This is a genomic window from Pseudovibrio ascidiaceicola (assembly GCF_900114245.1).
Lineage (GTDB): Bacteria > Pseudomonadota > Alphaproteobacteria > Rhizobiales > Stappiaceae > Pseudovibrio > Pseudovibrio ascidiaceicola.
In genome coordinates, this window is the sequence record NZ_FOSK01000012.1 from 109,834 (window position 1) to 126,769 (window position 16,936).

Below are 16,936 nucleotides of genomic sequence, written 5' to 3' on the forward strand. Positions count from 1 at the left end.
ATCTGCTCCGGCTTTTCTATGTCTAAGAGGTTTCAGCTTCCCGAGCCGAAGATGTGCGCTTGATCGGCGGTTCCTCAATCGGGTTCTTATCCATCATCCACGGCTTGTAGCCCAACTCTGGATTATTCACTCGCTTGAACACGCTTGGGTGCACATGAGGCTGTCCGCGTTCCCGTGCGTTCAGGTCAACACGTGGCCACTCTCTTTGCTTGACCTTATAGATATACTCAAAGATGCCCTCACGCGGGTTATGGATAGTACCCGTTTCATCCGGATCCATCTTGGAAACCAGTGCCTTGCGACTCCCCTCATGAACGCGCAGGCCATTGCGCTCTGCATGCTCCAACATCCAGTTGAAGGTGATGTCTGAAAGTCGGGCATCCTTATAACCTCCCCCAACATCTGTATGTACGCCCGCAAACCATGTTTGCTGCATGATCTGATTTGGTGCTGTGCTCTCATTCCACAGGACAGGATGGAACACCTCACGCTCGTCATCAATGGACAGCGCATGGTAAGCGTTCTTCACGGCAGCGGGCAGCGTGAGATTGTGAAACTCATGTTTGAAGCCAGGGAGTTTGTTGACGGCAGAAGAAAGAGACTTCCACGGCAGACCAAGGGCAGCGACGGTATCCCAAACACCAATAAACTCAATCTCCGCCCACATGTTGTGGTGCTTCTCACAAAACTCTTGCGCCTTGGCTTTCCTCACATGGCCGTCGCTAATCTGGTAAATCTTATAGGCTTTGGCGATCAGTTCTGGTCGGGATTTTGGCAGGATACCGAACATCTCAATAAATCCCGCAAGGCTACGCACAGTGGTCGCGCCGCGGCTGAAGCCAAACAGGTAGATCTTATCTTTCGCCTGATAGTTCTCAAAAATGAACTGATAGCATTCCATCAGGTTCTTACTGATGCCAAACCCTGTGGTGTTGCCAAGGAAACGCGTAAGCCGAGAGCGATGCGCTTTTGTGCCAAGGCCGCGATCATAAAACAGCACCTGTCGTTTGGTTCTGTTTTCGCTGATTTTGAAGAGCTTATGGACGTTCGTGTCCGGGCCTTCGCCACCCTCCTGACCGGTGCCGTCTGAAAACACCACTATGTTCTTCACCATGGCCTACCTCCCGAAACTGCAGTGCCACTTAAACTTAATCAGCAAATGCAGGTAAGTACAGCTTATGCGAGCATCCACACCTCATGCACCCCACACATTCTTATGAGGCAGACACAAAGAAACCCGGAGAGGGGGATCTCCGGGTTTCTGTTGTAGAAGAGAGGGTTCGGATGGAGGTGGCCGTCCTAACCTTTATGCTTCTGGCAAAAAGGCCAGCCCCTCTTCTTTCAGGTGGATGAAGGCTTCTGCGCCTGTTGGAATAACCGTTGCGCTCAGGTTGTGATCAATGGCAAACAGCTTACCCATTCCAGTGTTGAGGGAGTACTGGATCTGGTTGCCGAGATAAGCTGCATAAGCAATGCCAGCAGCTATGCCATTGGTGCCATCCTGAGACACGGAGATGCCTTCCGGACGGATCGCCAGCTTACCGTGCTGACATGCCGGTCCAGAGTAAGGCAGAACAACAGAGGCCCCACCAACATTCAGCGAGACACTGCCTTCACTGAAACCTGCGATCTCGCAGTCCACCACGTTTGCGTCGCCAATAAAGTCCGCAATAAACGCAGAATTCGGCTGGTTGTAGAGCTCGCGCGGCGTCCCAGACTGTGCAATCTCTGCTTTGTTCATCACGATGATGCGATCTGAAACAGCCATTGCTTCTTCCTGATCATGCGTCACATAGACGGCGGTCAGGCCAAGCTTCTGCTGGATTTCGCGGATCTCTTCACGCACATGACGACGCAGTTTCGCATCAAGGTTTGAGAGTGGCTCATCGAGCAGTAGAACCTCAGGCTCCAGCACAACAGCACGAGCAACAGCCACGCGCTGCTGCTGACCACCGGAAAGCTCGCTTGGCAGGCGCTCGCCGTACCCAGCCAGACCAACCATTGCCAAACCTTCTTCCGCTTTGGCTTTGGCTTCCTTCGCAGGTACTTTGTTGACGCGCAGGCCGTAGGACACGTTGTCGACCACACTCATATGCGGGAACAACGCATAGGACTGGAACACCATGGAGACATTACGGTAGGTCGCCGTTAAGTGTGTAACATCCTTGCCGCCGATATAGATGGTGCCTTCAGTTGCCGCTTCCAGCCCTGCAATAAGACGCAGGGTGGTGGTTTTACCGCAACCACTTGGGCCAAGCAGAGTGACAAGTTCACCCTGCTGGATTTCCAGATTGAGAGGCTTCAGTGCGGTGACAGAACCGTATTTTTTGACGACATCCCGGAACTGTACAGAGCCTGTTTTTTGCATAATAGACATGATTTACTCCAGAAACTCTAGGATTAAGCTGAAGCCAGCTCGTTGTTCTTGTTTGAGGTTTGCAGACGGTTCTGACGGCGCAGTTTGCGTTGCCCAATGACGACCTGCAGCAGCAGGATTGCCACGAGCATGGTAATGATCAGCACGGAAGAGTACGCAATCGCTATGCCATACTCGCCATGTTCAACACGGCCCACAATGAACGAGGTTGCCATGTTGTGGCGTGCACTCACCAGGAAGATCACCGCACTCACAGAAGTAATGGCGCGAACGAAGCTGTAAGCCAGAGCCGCAAGGATCGCAGGTCCCATCAGAGGCAGGATCACCTTACGAACAGTGGTGAAGCTGTTTGCTCCAAGAGTAATGGAAGCTTCATCAAGGCTCTTATCCAGCTGAGACATAGCCGCGATACCACCACGAACACCCACAGGCATGTTGCGGAATACGAACACGATGATCAGGATGATGCTTGTGCCAGTTAGCTCGATTGGTGGTGTGTTGAAGGCCATGATGTAAGCCACACCAATCACAGTGCCCGGAATAGCAAAGCTGAGCATTGTGCTGAACTCAAACAGGTTCTTGCCAGCAAATTTCTGACGCACCAGCAGGTAGGCAGTGAGCAGACCAACAACAGCGGTGAGTGGAGCAGCGATAGTGGAGATGGTGAGCGTGGTGAAGTAACTATCCCACGCCACTCCCGTCCAGCGGATGCCATTGTTGAAGCTGACGGAGAACGCACGGATGTAGTGATCAAGCGTAAAGGTGTTGTCGTAGCCCCAAAGCTTCACGAAGCTGCCGAACACGATCATGGAATAGACGACAGCTGTGAACGCAGCCCATGGCAATGCAAAGCCGTAGCATGTCCACTTGAGCGCAGAGTTTAGCGGCGAATGCTGGCCGGAGTCAGCTTTACCGGTGACTGTTGCGTAAGATTTTTTGCCGAGCCACAAACGCTGCGCCACAAAGGCAGACAGGGTGAGCATGAGCAAGACGACAGCCAGTACAGCCGCTCTGGATGGATCAGCCACAGCACCGACAATGGCGAAGTAGATCTCAGTAGACAGGACGTTGAAGTTGCCACCCAACACAAGCGGGTTACCGAAGTCAGCGATACTTTCAATGAAGCCAAGCAAGAAGGCATTTGCCAGGCCCGGACGCATCAAAGGCCATGTGACGTTCTTGAAGGTCTGCCACTGGGATGCGTTGAGGGTTTGAGAGGCTTCTTCCATGGATGGGCTTACGCCCTCTACCACACCGATGAGCACGAGGAAGGCAATCGGCGTAAAGGAAAGCAGCTGCGCGAGATAAATGCCGGAGAAACCGTAGAGCCAACGGCTTTTCGAAATGTCAAAAACATCATGCAGCACATCTGTCACTACACCAGCACGGCCGAACATGAGGATCAGCGCCAGACCAATCACAAAGGGAGGTGTGATGATTGGAATAATGGTGAGAACGCGCAGCAGCTTTTTCGCAGGAAACGCGGTTTTGGTCGCGACCAGCGCAAAGGCAAGGCCGAGGAGGGTTGTACCAGCACCGGTAAGCACTGCGAGGAAAACGGAGTTCCAGGCCGGACCGCAGGTTTTGCCGCCAACCAAGCAGGCAAGGCTCCAGATATCGCTGGAGAAGAAGCGGGTGAAGAACAAGGCAATGTCAATGCCTCCATCGCTTGCTTCAAACGCGCGGATCAGGATTTGGGAAACCGGATAGAAAACGAAGGTGATCACCAGAGCAATGATGAGACCGATGCTGCCAACGATGAACGCATCACCGCGGCCCTGACCAAGACCTGAAATGCTGGTGGTGAGGATAAAGAGGAGTGCTCCGGCGGTGATCATCGCCCCAGAGCCGAAGCCAACCTGACCTGCTGCAGCTGAGCCGAAGTTGAGGGCATCAATGAACAGCTCTGGTCCGACTCTGCCAATTGCAAAGCCCTGCGCAAACAACAGAGCAAGGCCTGTCATAGACAGAATAACAAGGGCCTTTGCACGAGTGCGTTCGTCTTTCAGCAAAGCAAACGACAGGCCGATGCCGACGAATGCCAATGCTAATGGAACAAACCACCAGCGGCCATAAAGCAGAGCTTGGAAGAGGGCAGGTGCGGCGTCTTCGCTAAGGAATTCGCTGAACAACCAGCTAAAAGACCAAAAGCCGCTTTCTACTGAGTACCAGGGAAATATGCAAAATCCCACTATTCCGGCGGCGAGCCAGAGCGCAATTGTCTTTCGCATGATGTTGATCCGAGAGTTTTGTATTGGCGCAAGCGCGAATACGATGCAACGCATATGGGGTAAAGGGCGGACAGAGAATAAGTCCGCCCTTCAACGCTCGATTTACTTAGTGAGAAGCGTTTTTAACTTCTTCATTCCAGCGCTTCAGCAGGCGCTCACGAGTGGAACGCTCACCATATGTTGCAAAGTCGTAGTCGATCAGCTTGATGCTTGCCAGATCTGGAGACTCAGGAGCAACGGATGCTTTGGAGTTGGAAGGAACCTGGAAAGACTTCACTTCAACAGAACGGGACTGAACGTCTGGACGCAGAGCATATTCTACAAACTGCTTCGCCAGTTCAGGATGCTTTGCACCTTTGATCACGCTCACAGCACCAACTTCATAACCAGTGCCTTCACAAGGCGCTACGATTTTCAGCGGGAAACCGGAGCCAGCGAGTTTCACCATGTCATGCATAAAGCCGATGGAGATGGTTGTTTCACCGCGAGCTGCAGCTTTACTTGGCGCGGAACCGGACTTTGTGTACTGGTTCACGTTCTTGCCGATTTCAGTCAACAGACGGTAGGCTTCCTCTTCACCAAACAGCTGAACGAATGTTGCAAGCTCGGTGTAAGCTGTGCCGGAGCTGTTCGGGTTAGCAACCTGAATTTCACCAGTGTAGGCAGGGTTTGTTAGGTCTTTCCAGCAAGCTGGCGCAGGCAGGCCACGCTCTTCCAGAACTTCAGAGTTATACGCGATCCCCAAAGCGCCAGCGTAGATGCCAACAGTGCCACCGTTTGAGATTTTGTGCATGTTGGATGCCCAACCCAGCAGGTCGCTGGTGTCAACGCCCGGATCCTGTGTTAGGCCCTCAAATGCTGCGATCAGGTGTGGATCGCCAGTACCGCCCCACCATACGTCAATCTTAGGGTTGCTTGCTTCTGCACGTACCTGAGCGAGTGTTTCGCCAGTGCTTTTGCGAACCATCAGTACTTCGTTGCCGGTTTCATCCTCAAAACCGCGTGCCATCAGCTCACACCAGTCCTGCTCAGCACCGCAGACCATGTTGAGTTCTTCAGCAGAAGCCGTTGCTGGAAGTGCAGCAAGAAGGCCAACAGCAGCAAGACCACCTAAAAGAGCGTTTTTCATTATCTTCTCCCAAGTCTAAACGCATGTAGGTGTAACAACTTACAAGTACACCCACATATTCCCATAACTTGACTTGAAAATTACATGAAACATCACAGGATTGCTTATGATTTACAGTTAAGTATGTTCTCATTTAGCAGATATATATTTTAAATGTTACATTTATTACAGAAGTGAGTTACATATGAAATATTAGAATTATTGATGACAAGGCACTTTCCCGTGCATTGTCGCTGCAATCTGAAGAAAATCAAAAACGACCTCCAAGTATGCGTCTGGGAGCATGGTATGGGTTGCGAGGAAGGTTACTTAAATGGCCGAGAGTTGGGATAGGTCACCCTCAAAGGTAGCTGTCGTTGATGACGATCCGGCTATTCGTGAGGTATTGCAGGAACTGCTGCATGAGTATGGGTTTCAGGCACTGCCATGCCACGGAAGCAAAGAGCTTATCGAACTCAAAGAGCTGGAAAGCCTTGATCTGGCAATCATCGATCTGAAACTGGATGGTGAAAGCGGCATGATGCTGGCTCAGCGCCTGCGTACATCCTATGACTTTCCAATCATCCTGCTCACGGGCACTGGTGATGAAGTCGACAAGATCGTTGGGTTGGAAACGGGTGCGGATGACTTTCTGATGAAGCCATTCAATCCACGCGAACTGATTGCCCGCATTCGTGCGGTTTTGCGCCGTTACAAGAACAACGTTCCAGCAGAACGAGAGCCCGCTGCTGCCACACCTGCGCCGCATGCACCAAGCGCTGGCATCATTCCACTTGGTGAACTCTCTTTCATCTGCGATGAGCGGCGTTTGCTGGATAAGAACCTGCGTGAAATCAGCCTGACAAACTCAGAGCTGCGCCTGCTGGAATTTCTCATAGAGAACCCGAACCGCCCGATTGATCGCGTGGAACTGCTGGAGTATCTGGGCGGTGACCTTTCCCGTTATATGGACCGCACCGTCGATGTTTTGATCCTGCGCCTGCGACGGAAGATTGAGGCCAATCCATCCAAGCCAGTGTTTTTGCAAACCCGCCGCGGCAAAGGTTATGTCTTCGCACTGGATGAAGCCGCTGTAGATCTGCCATGACCCTTCTGCCCCAACGCTTGAAAGCTCTGCTTTCCATCAAAACACGTTTGCTGGCAGCCATCACGCTGCTGACTTTTGCAACACTGTTTGCAGGATCGATCGCTTGGTACTGGCTGGACCAAGCCAACGTGAAACTCGTTGGGCACTACCAAAAAACCATTGAAGCAATCGCAAGCTCACTCCAACTGGCTAATAAATCGGCAGGTCTGGTGAGTTCAGCTCCCTTCATCCTGAACCTTTCCTCGGTCTATCAGATTGAGAATGAAGGCTCTCGCTTGCTTGTTGAGCTGAGTAAGGCAGAACAGCAATATCGAGACAATTTCCCACTTGCACGGCAACAGGGCAGTCTCGGGCGTTTTCTGCCGCAAGTGCAGCAAAACCTCTCACTCATGCGCTCTCAGGTGGCTGTGCTGGTCAACGCAGCCCAGCAAATCAGCGAGTCTGAGGATCAGGTTCGCACCCTGCTTGTTGATCTCACTAAGATGGAGCGCCTCGCAGTCAAAAACTCCTCTACGTTCTACCAGAATGCAGAGGAACGTGAGGCATGGCAGGGGATTGGGCAAGCAGCTAATTTGCTGATTTCCGCAGCTCATGTGACCGATTTCCTCAGTCTGGGCGAGCTGCGTCGCCGCTATCATCTGCAGATGGCCGAGCTGGAAGGCGTATCAGCCCCTGAGGTTCAGGAGGCCGTTGAAGTTCTAAAGACAATAGCAGAGGACAACGAAGGCCTTTACGCCATCCGTCATCTGGCAATGGCGGGACAGCTGGAAGCTCGCAACGCGCTTTTCAAAATCAAATCCAGCGCGCAAGTGATCAACCAGCTGGTGGCTGAATTTGTACGTCTGTCTGGCAACGAAATCGCCAAACAAAGACAGGAAACATCCTCCTACATCTCCAGCGCACAGCTTGTTGTTCTGCTCACAGGCATCGCAAGTATTCTGCTGGCTTTAATGTCGGCACACTACATCGCCGGATATGTAACCAAAAACATCAACCGCATCTCCCATGCCATGTCCAGTCTGGCAAAGGGCAATCACACCACCGTACTCCCACGTCCTGTACGGCAGGATGATGAGATCACGCGGCTGTTGCACTCTTTCCGCATTTTCCGCGCCAACTCCATTCGGTTGCGCCGCATTTATGGCCAGTTGCAGCGTAAGACAGAGCTGTTCGAGACCACCTTTAACTGCATTGCTGAAGGGTTGGTTCTGACCAACGATGCCCATGATATGACGGCGTGGAACCCACGGTTGGCAGAAACGCTTCGCATCAGTGAGGCGGAGATCGATACGGCCAAAGACATTCGTGTGCTCATCCAGAACTCAGGGTTCAGATGGAAGGATGAAAACGTCCGCCCACATGGCACGCGCTTTCGTTTTGCAGAACTGATAGATAATGACGGTATCCTGATCGAAGTGCGCAAAAGCCCGCTACCTGAAGGTGGCGCAGTCTGGTCATTTTCTGATGCAACGGATCGCCGCTTTGTACAGGAACAAGCCCAACAGAAGCAAAAACTAGAGAGCCTTGGGCAGCTGACGGGTGAAGTGGCCCATGACTTCAACAACATCCTGACCAGCATCTCTGGCAGTCTCGGAATAATTGAGCGTAAAAGCTCAAAACTCATTGATCTGAAAGGCAACATCCAGCGCATTCACAGCGCGGTAGAGATGGCCACCAACCTGACACAGCGCTTGCTTGCCTTCGCCCGCAAACAGCACCTTGAGCCAGAGGTTGTTGAGATCAACCATCTCATTGAGAGTGTGGCTGAGATCATTTCCTTAAGCATCGATGAACGGATTGTCCTGACGACAGATTTACCAGAGGACGCAACCTATGTGCGCATCGATCCCGGTCAGCTGGAAAGCGCACTGCTGAACCTTTGCATCAATAGCTCCCATGCCATTTCAGATGCAGGCACCATCTCTATTCACGTCGTCGTCAATGGGTCCGAGAGCGTTTCCATCAGTGTGACTGATGATGGGTGCGGTATGGATCAGGAAACGCTAGAGCGTGTTTATGAGCCCTTCTTCACTACCCGACGCACCTCTGCAGGATCTGGGCTTGGTTTGAGCATGGTTTTCGGCTTCATCAAGCAATCTGGCGGGGAAATGGGTATCACCAGCGAGAAGAAGGAGGGGACAACAGTAACCCTCGTCATTCCGCAGGCACCACTGGAAGATTTTGTACCCAACACCGCGATCACATTTGACCAGCCTCGCCGCATTCTGGTGGTCGAGGATGATCTGCAAACTCTATTACGCGCCAAGACTATGCTGCAGGAGATGGGTCTCATCTGCATCGAAGCCAACAGCTACGGCTCTGCCAAGGTCCTTATCGAGAACGGAACCAAGTTCGACATTCTCTTCACGGATGTTCAGCTTGAAGATGGAAAAATTGGATGGGATCTCGCTGAAGCCAGCATCAAAGCCTGCGCAGACCAAAAAGTGGTCGTCACCTCAGGCCGTTTCCCCAAAGCACTGGAACCACAAACACAGAGCTTGGAGCGGATTACACGACTGGCTAAGCCTTACAGCAAGGAGCAACTGGCCGAAGCTTTGCTCAGCCAGATAAAGCAGTTTGAGGCTGCTGACTAAGGCTTTGCATCAGTGCCTGTTCTCTGCCCAAAGCGCATCAATGAATTGGTGTTGATCACAACCTGCATGACAAGCCTGCGAAAGAGCATAACACCGAGCATCATGACAAAACTCTCTGTCTTTCATACTGCAACCCTTGCCAGCTAATGCCGCTGCGCCGCACTCAGGTTCAAGGGCATGCGAAGCGAGGCCTTCAGAAAGGTCGGTTTTCTTCGGTTCAAATAATCTTGATAAAGAAAGCATAGTCAGTCGCCTTTATTCTACGAAGTTTTCGCGGAGAACCACGGGCAGGAAATGGATCAGGTATAGAGTGAAAGCGAGCGCAAACAGGCTCCAGGCCAGGGGCATTACATCCAGATCCGGGAGAAGCAGTGGGCCGAGTGAACGGACCAGACAAGCGCTTATGAGAGCGATGATCGCTGCTCCAAGCAGCTTGGAAAGCTTCAGCGAGTACCCCGCATGCCGCAGACCCGCTATGGTCAAAACCATAAAGGTCGCCAGAGATAGACCACCGATGAAGATCATATGCTGACCGGAAACGTAAGAGCCAGCTGACAGCAGTCCCAGCAATCCGCCAGCCTCCAAGGCAAAGCCAACTCCAAAGAACCAGTAAACCAGATAAAGCGCTTTTGCGAAGGAAGTTCGTAAAGCGCCAGCCATATGCCAGTCCTGCAGGATGTTGAGCACAGCACAGGCAGACGCCAGCGCCAGCCATCCTTGCAACGCATCAGAAACACCCAATACCTTGGCAAGAGTAAACGCAGAGATGCAGAACAGCGCTGCACGCCTCATTGGTGGGCGCGGAACAAAAACGGCGCCATCATCTCGCGTGGACAAAGCATCATTCACAATCACCATGGAAACAGGTGCAAGTGCGGTGAGGACCATCAGGACAAACGCCCCCTCCGCAATCGCGAGCCCTTGATTGAGAACGCCAATCTGCATGTACTCCCAAAAGCAAACAAGTTGCGCCACGCAAAGCAGAAGCACCGGCCACATGAGATGGCGCATCTTGGCACGCCAGAGCTTTGGCAAAATAACAATCAGTAATGCAGCAGGAAGGAGAGCCTGAACCACAAAGACAACAGTAGGCGAAAGCACGCCAAGCATCCAGAAAGCAACGCGGCCCGCCAGCCAAAGCGCGGCAAGCCCCGCCAATTGTGCGCCTGCAATTTTTGGTGTGTTTGACCAGGAGGGGACAGCAGTGGTCAAAAAGCCTGCCATCGCCCCTGTGAAAAAGCCAAAGAACATCTCATATTGATGGAAGAGGAGAGGGTCTGCATCCAGCGGCACTTGCAATACATCTGCAAGCACAAGCCCCCATACGACGATGGAGAACACCGCATAAAGCGCTGACAGCGGAAAGAAGACGCGGAACCCTTCAGAAAACACCGGAGCATCAAAAAAAGAAACCTGTTGTGCAGGCACATGGGAAAGCTCAGTCATACCAGCTGCTCCCAATTGCTCATGTTGAACAGCTGCGCAATCCGATCATCTGCCAGCAAGCTTGCCTCAAGTTCCAGAAGGTTTCGACGTGTACGCTCGGAGCGAGCCAGTGGCACTTCATATTCCTTGGCAAAATGACCCGGATCCGGCGCCATGACCAAAACACGGTCGCTCAAAGCCAAAGCCTCTGTCACATCGTGAGTGACCATCAGAACGGAACACTGTTTCTCATCAACTTCATGCAACACCAATCGGTAAAGATCGCGGCGACGGCCAATGTCGAGAGCGCTAAACGGCTCGTCCAAAAACAGCAGATCAGGTTCTACCGCGAGCGCACGTGCCAACGCTCCACGCTGACGCATGCCCCCGGAGAGCTCTGAGGGATACTTGATCAGATCATCCTCAGTGAAACCCATGGCATAAGCGACGGCCCGTGCTTTCTTCATACGCTGGAACTTGGAGAGTTTTTGTCCCTGAAGACCAAAGCTGATGTTGTTCAGAAGGCTCTTCCATGGCAGCAACCGGTGTTCCTGAAACAGGATCGCCGTTCGATCTGTAGTGCTTGAGATTTTCCCGGAACTTGCCTCAATCAACCCCGCTGCGATGCGTAGAAAAGTCGACTTCCCGCATCCAGATGGGCCAATGATACTGACCACTTCCCCTTTTTTCAGCTCCAGCGCACTCGGTGCCAGTGTTTGCTGCAAAGGATGATAGCGGTGGTCTTCCACTGACACAGATAAAACGGATGGCTTTGTATCTGCTGCACCACTTGGCACGACGGAGAGTAGGGGAGCTGTATCATTCAGCATGTTTCCAACCCTCCACATAATCTTTCACCGGGTTGAGCAACATACCTTCGATGACCAACAACAGCCCAACAACCACAACGATCCATGCCATGGTGGATGCTGTATCGATGTTGACGCGCGCTTCCGCAAGGCCAGCGCCAATGCCCCGCGTGCTGGAGAGCAGTTCTGCCATCACCACCACTTTCCAACTCAACCCCAACGCTGTTGCCCATGCTGGAAAGAGGTAGGAAACAATCTGCGGTGCCTGCACCTGCCAGAACCGTTGCACCGGCGGCACATGAAAACTTTGTGCCATCTCATCCAGCTCCTTCTCCCGCATCCGCACGCCTTGCAGAGCTCCTGCAAAAATGAGCGGGATCGTGGAGATAAACACTGTAAAGATCGGCGTGCCATCATCGCCACCAAACCAAAGCAGCGCGAGCACAATCCATGCAATTGGCGGCACCCCAAGGGCCACAGTGATGAACGGTTTACAGAGCAGCGACAGTGTGTTGGACCAACCGGCTATCAGTCCGAAGAAAATACCGAAAGCGCTCGCAAGCAGAAAGCCAGCAAAGGCACGCTTGGCAGTGATCAGGATGTATTCGAGCCCGGATGGCAAGGCGACAAGATCCACCAACCGGCTCAACGCTTCTAGTGGAGCGGGCAACACCAGAGACCCGAAGGCCTCAAAACCCACCTGCCACAGCGCGAAAATGAGAAATACCCCGGCAAGAGTGCCCCACCCACTCCAAAGCTTGCTCAGCAACGTCGATAGCATGTGATGGATCATCAGGTATTTCTCGTTGTTAGTTGGGCTCAGCAGACCAGGTGACCGTAACCTTTGTGCGGCCTGCCGAGCCTGCTTAGCTACAGATAGAAGTCTGCGTTCGGAAGTTTTCCGCCAATGATGGATGGGTTCTTTTCTGCCAGAATGGAGTAGAACTGCTCCAACTCAGACTGAATGTCTTTGGCGCGTTCTGTTGTCAGGTGCGTATGCGGAATGGACTTGGCGATCACAGGAGCAGGAAGCGTGATGCTTTCAGATGCAACGGCTGCTGCTTCCTTTGGATTTGCCTTCACCCACTCAGTGCCGGTGACGCAAGCTTTATGGAAACCTTCGATCAGCTCAGGTTGGGCATTGAGAAGGTCTTCATGCACCATCATGCCAGCCATCGGGAAGCGACCTTCGCCGCCAGTCACAGAAGCCCATTCACTGGCCAGGTCGATGGAACGATGGATCGACTTGCCCATCTTTTTGCCCTTGACCATGCCTGCTGTTGCAGCGGGTTCTGGCAGAACACAATGCTTGATGCGGCCAGAAAGCAGAAGCTGCAATGCCTCAAAGGGTGTGCTGACATAGTGCAGGGAGTAGTCTTTGCCCTCAGTCAGCCCGTTTTGCTGCATGACACGGCCAAACACCAGATCCGGCATATCATTGCGGAAGAACATGCCAATCTTCTCACCGGCCAGATCCGCTGGTGATTTCACAGAACCATCATAGCTGAGCACATAAAGCATGCCCCAGGTCATGATGTTTAGCATCTTCACTGGCAAACCTTTGTTAGCAAGGTTCGCGGCGACATAAGACGGAGTGCCGGCCAATTTCCAGTCACCGGACACGAAGCCGGCGCGAAGGACATCAGGGGATTTGTAAACGGAGAAGTCCACCTTCTCTGTAAACTCAGAGAGCAAGCCTTTGTTGGCAATGTAAGACAACACCACCGATGGCCCAACTGGCGGACCATGCAGAGAGAGAGCAGGATTAGCCGCCTGAGCCACAAATGGCAGCGTACTGCCCAGAGATGCTGCTGCAGTAAACCCTGCAGTGTGCGAAAGAAAAGAACGACGTGTGATCATTTTTGAGTTTCCATCGAAACGGGATAGAAAACGAACAGCTCGCAAATGCGAATGAATTGCAACTACTGTAGATCACGAACATTCCTTCGCTTATTTGACAAAAGTCAATAACCTGAAGATTAAACTCATATTAAGGCAATTTAGCCTGCGAAATCCCACTTAAAGCCTCCAAGATGCGCAGGAGCATTGCGCGACTTGCCCAAAACCGCACAATCTCTCTTTGTAAGGGAAAGCCTCCCACGCACCTATGTTCCTGCAATCATGCAGAAACTAGGTAAACTGCTGCATGGTCTTTTTGAGCCTGAGTTTCTGGAAAAAGTTGCCATTTCCGGACGGGAGGCGCTTGGTTACAAACTTTCCCTCATAGGCATCAAAGTGATGGTACCACGGCGCTGGCTTTAATGGCCCACGGCCCAGCAGCAGCTTGATGGCTTGCGCCCCAACCACCCCAGCGGCCAACTGGCACCCCGCAGCGGTGGATGGGCCACGTTCTTCCTTCAAGTTCAGCTGAGAGGTGTCTACCAGCGAATGACGATGTAACGCGCTTGGCGCCAAACCCAGCAGAAACTTGAAATACTGATGCAGCTCGTCTTCCCCTTCAAACTGGAAATAATCCTCAAAGCTCATGCCATCCGGAGTGAAGCACAGGTAGGCTGTGCCCATACCAAGCGGAGCAGCCGTTACCGCCGGAATCCCAAGTTCACGGCACTTTGCAAAGACCTTTCTGCGCATACCCAGCACAAAGAAATCAAAGCCATCGACAAACATATCAACGCCTTCCAAAAAGGCGTCTATGTTCTCATCGGTTACACCATCTGGAAAGGCACACAGATCCACTTCAGGATTAATGTTGCGCACCTGCTCAGCCATCACTGAGACCTTGGGCTCTTGCAGAGTGCTAACAGTGGCCCCAATCTGACGGTTGAAATTCACGATATCAAAGTGATCAAAATCAGCCACGCTGAACGCACCGATTCCTAATCGCGCTAATGTGACGGCATGGATACCGCCTACACCACCCATACCAGCAATCGCAACACGCTTACCACGCAGACTTTGTTGCTCCTCTGGCGTTACCCAGCCAATGTTGCGGGAAAAAGCAGCATCATATGAAAAGCCTGCACTTGCGTCCGCTGAAGGCCCTTGTGCCTGAGATGTAGCTAAAACAGTCAACATCTTCCTCCACCAATAAAATTTTTAGTTAGCGTGGGCAATAAAACCACACGCGCACAAATATTTATCGATTGCATACAAACTTATTACACAACCTAAATAAGATGATCTTTCACACATCAAGTATATGTCAATATTAATTATAATATTAACGTTAATAATATTTTTGCTCTATTCGAATCAATCCAGTCATTACAGAATTATAACTTTACGTAATATCGATTTTTATTCTCACTTGCACGACATTGTTCAAGTAAAGGTTATTGATCATGAGCAATACAATTAAGTCAAAACCGACCCAAAACGCCACGAATGCACGTCGCTTTTCCATTCACAGAAGAAGAGTAAGATTGCAAAACACACCGCCTGAGAATGTCATTTTCAAGCTTGCGGATACACCCGATGAACTCTCTCAGGTATGCAGACTGCTCTACGACTCCTACACTCAAGTAGGCTACATGAAGGAGGACGGAAGCGGTTATCGGTTCACCCCGTTTTATGTGCTCCCATCCTGCTACACCCTCATCGCAAAGCAGGGTGATACCGTCATTGGCACCACCACCATCATCATCAAATCTCTTGAAGAACTCCCCGTGGAGCAGATTTTTTCACTCAAACACATTCAACGCTGGAACCGCCGGATTGCCGAAGCATCCTCATTGACCATTCATCCTGACCATCGCTCTCAGGATGGCGCACTCATTCACGCTCTACTGAAGTACATGTTTCAAGTTGCCCGCGAAGATTTGGGTGTCCACGATCTCGTGATGGCCTCGACTCCCAAACACATGGTTTTCTATGAGGCGCTGCTGCTCTTTCGCAGACTTAGTGAAGAGGTGATTGACGCGTTTGACTACGTAAACGGCACAACAGCGACAGGAGCTTATCTCAATTTCACGGAAATGCACCAAGACTACGCCGCGATGTACAAAGACGTCCCAGACGAACGAAACGTTTTCAAATATTACATGGAATACGAGTTCAACACCTTTCGCAGCCTCAGCACAGCCGTCACAACTTACAACGGCAATCGCTGGCGACCAGAACACCTTAATCACTTCCTGCATGGACCAATTCAAGGCGCAAACTCAATCACGAAAGAAGACTTCGAACTGCTTCGCCGCCACTATTCCTCCAGTAACTACGACCAAGTTTTCGCTCGTCACAAACTTTCAAAGGCAACAGCGCTCATTGACGCAAACACAACGGGCATCATCCGGTCGAGTACTGGCAACAGGACACCCATCATCGTCCGCCGCATAGAGGAGGATCGGATCCACCTTACAGCAGAAAGGCCATATGAATTACTCGAAGGGAAAGAACTCCAGCTTCTCCGACAAGATCAGCAGACAGAACCAGTTCGGATTCAGTCTATAACCCTCACAGGAGAGTTAGATGCTACAGTTCGATACGACCCAACATCATCGCCTGGCATTATGGCTATGCTGACAAACGAGCAGACGACGCTATCTTCAAAAGAAGATACACTCCACAAAGCGCCCAGTTATCAAGAGGATCAGTTTACTCATGTAGGGTAGGGCGAAGAGCCACCTAAACCACAAGAAACCGGGCTGTCCTCTCTTGCGGTAAATGCGCGTAAAACCCGTTTCTCATGATAATTGTGCGCATTCGCCGCAGGGGTAACCTTGCGTAGATCAAACCAGTATTATTACAGTTTGATATGAGAGTTTTCACATAGCTGAAAAAACAGAAGCGCAAGGAAGACCCCAGATGAGAATTGCTTACACCCTACCAAAAGGGAAACTGGTGCTGACAGAGCTTTCCGAGAAACTTCGGGAAAACGGCATACGGACTTGCGGTATTGTGCAGGCAGATACGGTCAACGAAGATCGCCATCGCTGCGATATGGACGTTCTGGTCCTGCCAGACGGGCCACAAATCTCCATCACCCAATCCCTTGGCAAGGAGTCTTCCGGCTGCCGACTGGACACATCAGCCCTCGCGCAAGCTGCAGGCGAAGTTACTCAGCGGATCAACGAACCGTTTGACGTGTTCATCTTAAACAAGTTTGGCGAACAGGAAGCCAATGGCAGCGGATTTCGGGATTTGATCGTGAAGGCGCTAGAGAGCGGAGCGTCCGTTCTCGTTGGCACCAACCATATCAATATCGACGCCTTTAAAGAATTCTCCGGCGGTATGGCCGAATTTGTTGAGCCAAACATTGCAGATCTCACAGCTTGGGTTGAAAGTCGATAGGCATTAATAATATGGATCATTCGCTATGGCCTTT

At 51.7% G+C, this 16,936-nt stretch carries 13 protein-coding genes; 4 read left to right on the top strand and 9 right to left on the bottom strand.

Annotated features, from left to right (window positions below):
* Nucleotides 1–22: 22 nt before the first annotated feature.
* The 4 genes from BM231_RS20620 to BM231_RS20635 form a co-directional block, all read right to left on the bottom strand.
* The gene (locus BM231_RS20620; protein WP_093522368.1) at nucleotides 23–1,114 is read right to left on the bottom strand and encodes a DUF2235 domain-containing protein; all 1,092 of its coding nucleotides are present in this window, start codon (nucleotides 1,112–1,114) and stop codon (nucleotides 23–25) included.
* 192 nt (nucleotides 1,115–1,306) lie between these two features.
* Entirely contained in the window at nucleotides 1,307–2,377 is a 1,071-nt protein-coding gene (locus BM231_RS20625; RefSeq protein WP_093522370.1) for an ABC transporter ATP-binding protein, read from the bottom strand.
* Nucleotides 2,378–2,400: 23 nt separating this feature from the next.
* Complete coding sequence (locus BM231_RS20630; RefSeq protein WP_167550324.1) at nucleotides 2,401–4,608, bottom strand: ABC transporter permease; 2,208 nt, start codon at nucleotides 4,606–4,608, stop codon at nucleotides 2,401–2,403.
* Nucleotides 4,609–4,714: 106 nt separating this feature from the next.
* Nucleotides 4,715–5,737 (bottom strand): ABC transporter substrate-binding protein, encoded by a 1,023-nt coding sequence (locus BM231_RS20635; RefSeq protein WP_093522372.1) that lies wholly within the window; start codon nucleotides 5,735–5,737, stop codon nucleotides 4,715–4,717.
* A gap of 313 nt (nucleotides 5,738–6,050) precedes the next feature.
* On the opposite strand from BM231_RS20635, the gene BM231_RS20640 reads away from it, so the two are divergent.
* Nucleotides 6,051–6,824 carry a response regulator gene (locus BM231_RS20640; protein WP_093522374.1) on the top strand — a complete coding sequence of 258 codons (774 nt, stop codon included), beginning with the start codon at nucleotides 6,051–6,053 and terminating at the stop codon, nucleotides 6,822–6,824.
* Nucleotides 6,821–9,418, top strand: a complete 2,598-nt coding sequence (locus tag BM231_RS20645; protein WP_093522376.1) for an ATP-binding protein — start codon at nucleotides 6,821–6,823, stop codon at nucleotides 9,416–9,418. Before BM231_RS20640 ends, BM231_RS20645 begins: the two co-directional genes overlap by 4 nt.
* Nucleotides 9,419–9,673: 255 nt before the next feature.
* Here BM231_RS20645 and BM231_RS20650 read toward each other — a convergent pair whose 3' ends face one another.
* The 5 genes from BM231_RS20650 to BM231_RS20670 form a co-directional block, all read right to left on the bottom strand.
* A complete protein-coding gene (locus tag BM231_RS20650; RefSeq protein WP_093522378.1) occupies nucleotides 9,674–10,864 on the bottom strand; it encodes an NnrS family protein in 1,191 nt (396 codons plus the stop codon).
* On the bottom strand, nucleotides 10,861–11,673 hold the full coding sequence (locus tag BM231_RS20655; RefSeq protein ID WP_093522380.1) for an ABC transporter ATP-binding protein: 813 nt from the start codon (nucleotides 11,671–11,673) through the stop codon (nucleotides 10,861–10,863). The genes BM231_RS20650 and BM231_RS20655 overlap by 4 nt, the downstream gene beginning before the upstream one ends.
* A complete protein-coding gene (locus tag BM231_RS20660; RefSeq protein ID WP_208860541.1) occupies nucleotides 11,663–12,445 on the bottom strand; it encodes an ABC transporter permease in 783 nt (260 codons plus the stop codon). The genes BM231_RS20655 and BM231_RS20660 overlap by 11 nt, the downstream gene beginning before the upstream one ends.
* A gap of 77 nt (nucleotides 12,446–12,522) precedes the next feature.
* Nucleotides 12,523–13,512 carry an ABC transporter substrate-binding protein gene (locus BM231_RS20665; RefSeq protein WP_093522382.1) on the bottom strand — a complete coding sequence of 330 codons (990 nt, stop codon included), beginning with the start codon at nucleotides 13,510–13,512 and terminating at the stop codon, nucleotides 12,523–12,525.
* 270 nt (nucleotides 13,513–13,782) lie between these two features.
* Entirely contained in the window at nucleotides 13,783–14,688 is a 906-nt protein-coding gene (locus BM231_RS20670; protein WP_093522384.1) for a ThiF family adenylyltransferase, read from the bottom strand.
* A gap of 266 nt (nucleotides 14,689–14,954) precedes the next feature.
* Here BM231_RS20670 and BM231_RS20675 point away from each other — a divergent pair, with 266 nt between their 5' ends.
* On the top strand, nucleotides 14,955–16,223 hold the full coding sequence (locus BM231_RS20675) for an N-acyl amino acid synthase FeeM domain-containing protein (protein WP_139226379.1): 1,269 nt from the start codon (nucleotides 14,955–14,957) through the stop codon (nucleotides 16,221–16,223).
* A gap of 193 nt (nucleotides 16,224–16,416) precedes the next feature.
* On the top strand, nucleotides 16,417–16,902 hold the full coding sequence (locus BM231_RS20680; protein ID WP_093522388.1) for a DUF2478 domain-containing protein: 486 nt from the start codon (nucleotides 16,417–16,419) through the stop codon (nucleotides 16,900–16,902).
* Nucleotides 16,903–16,936: the final 34 nt, after the last annotated feature.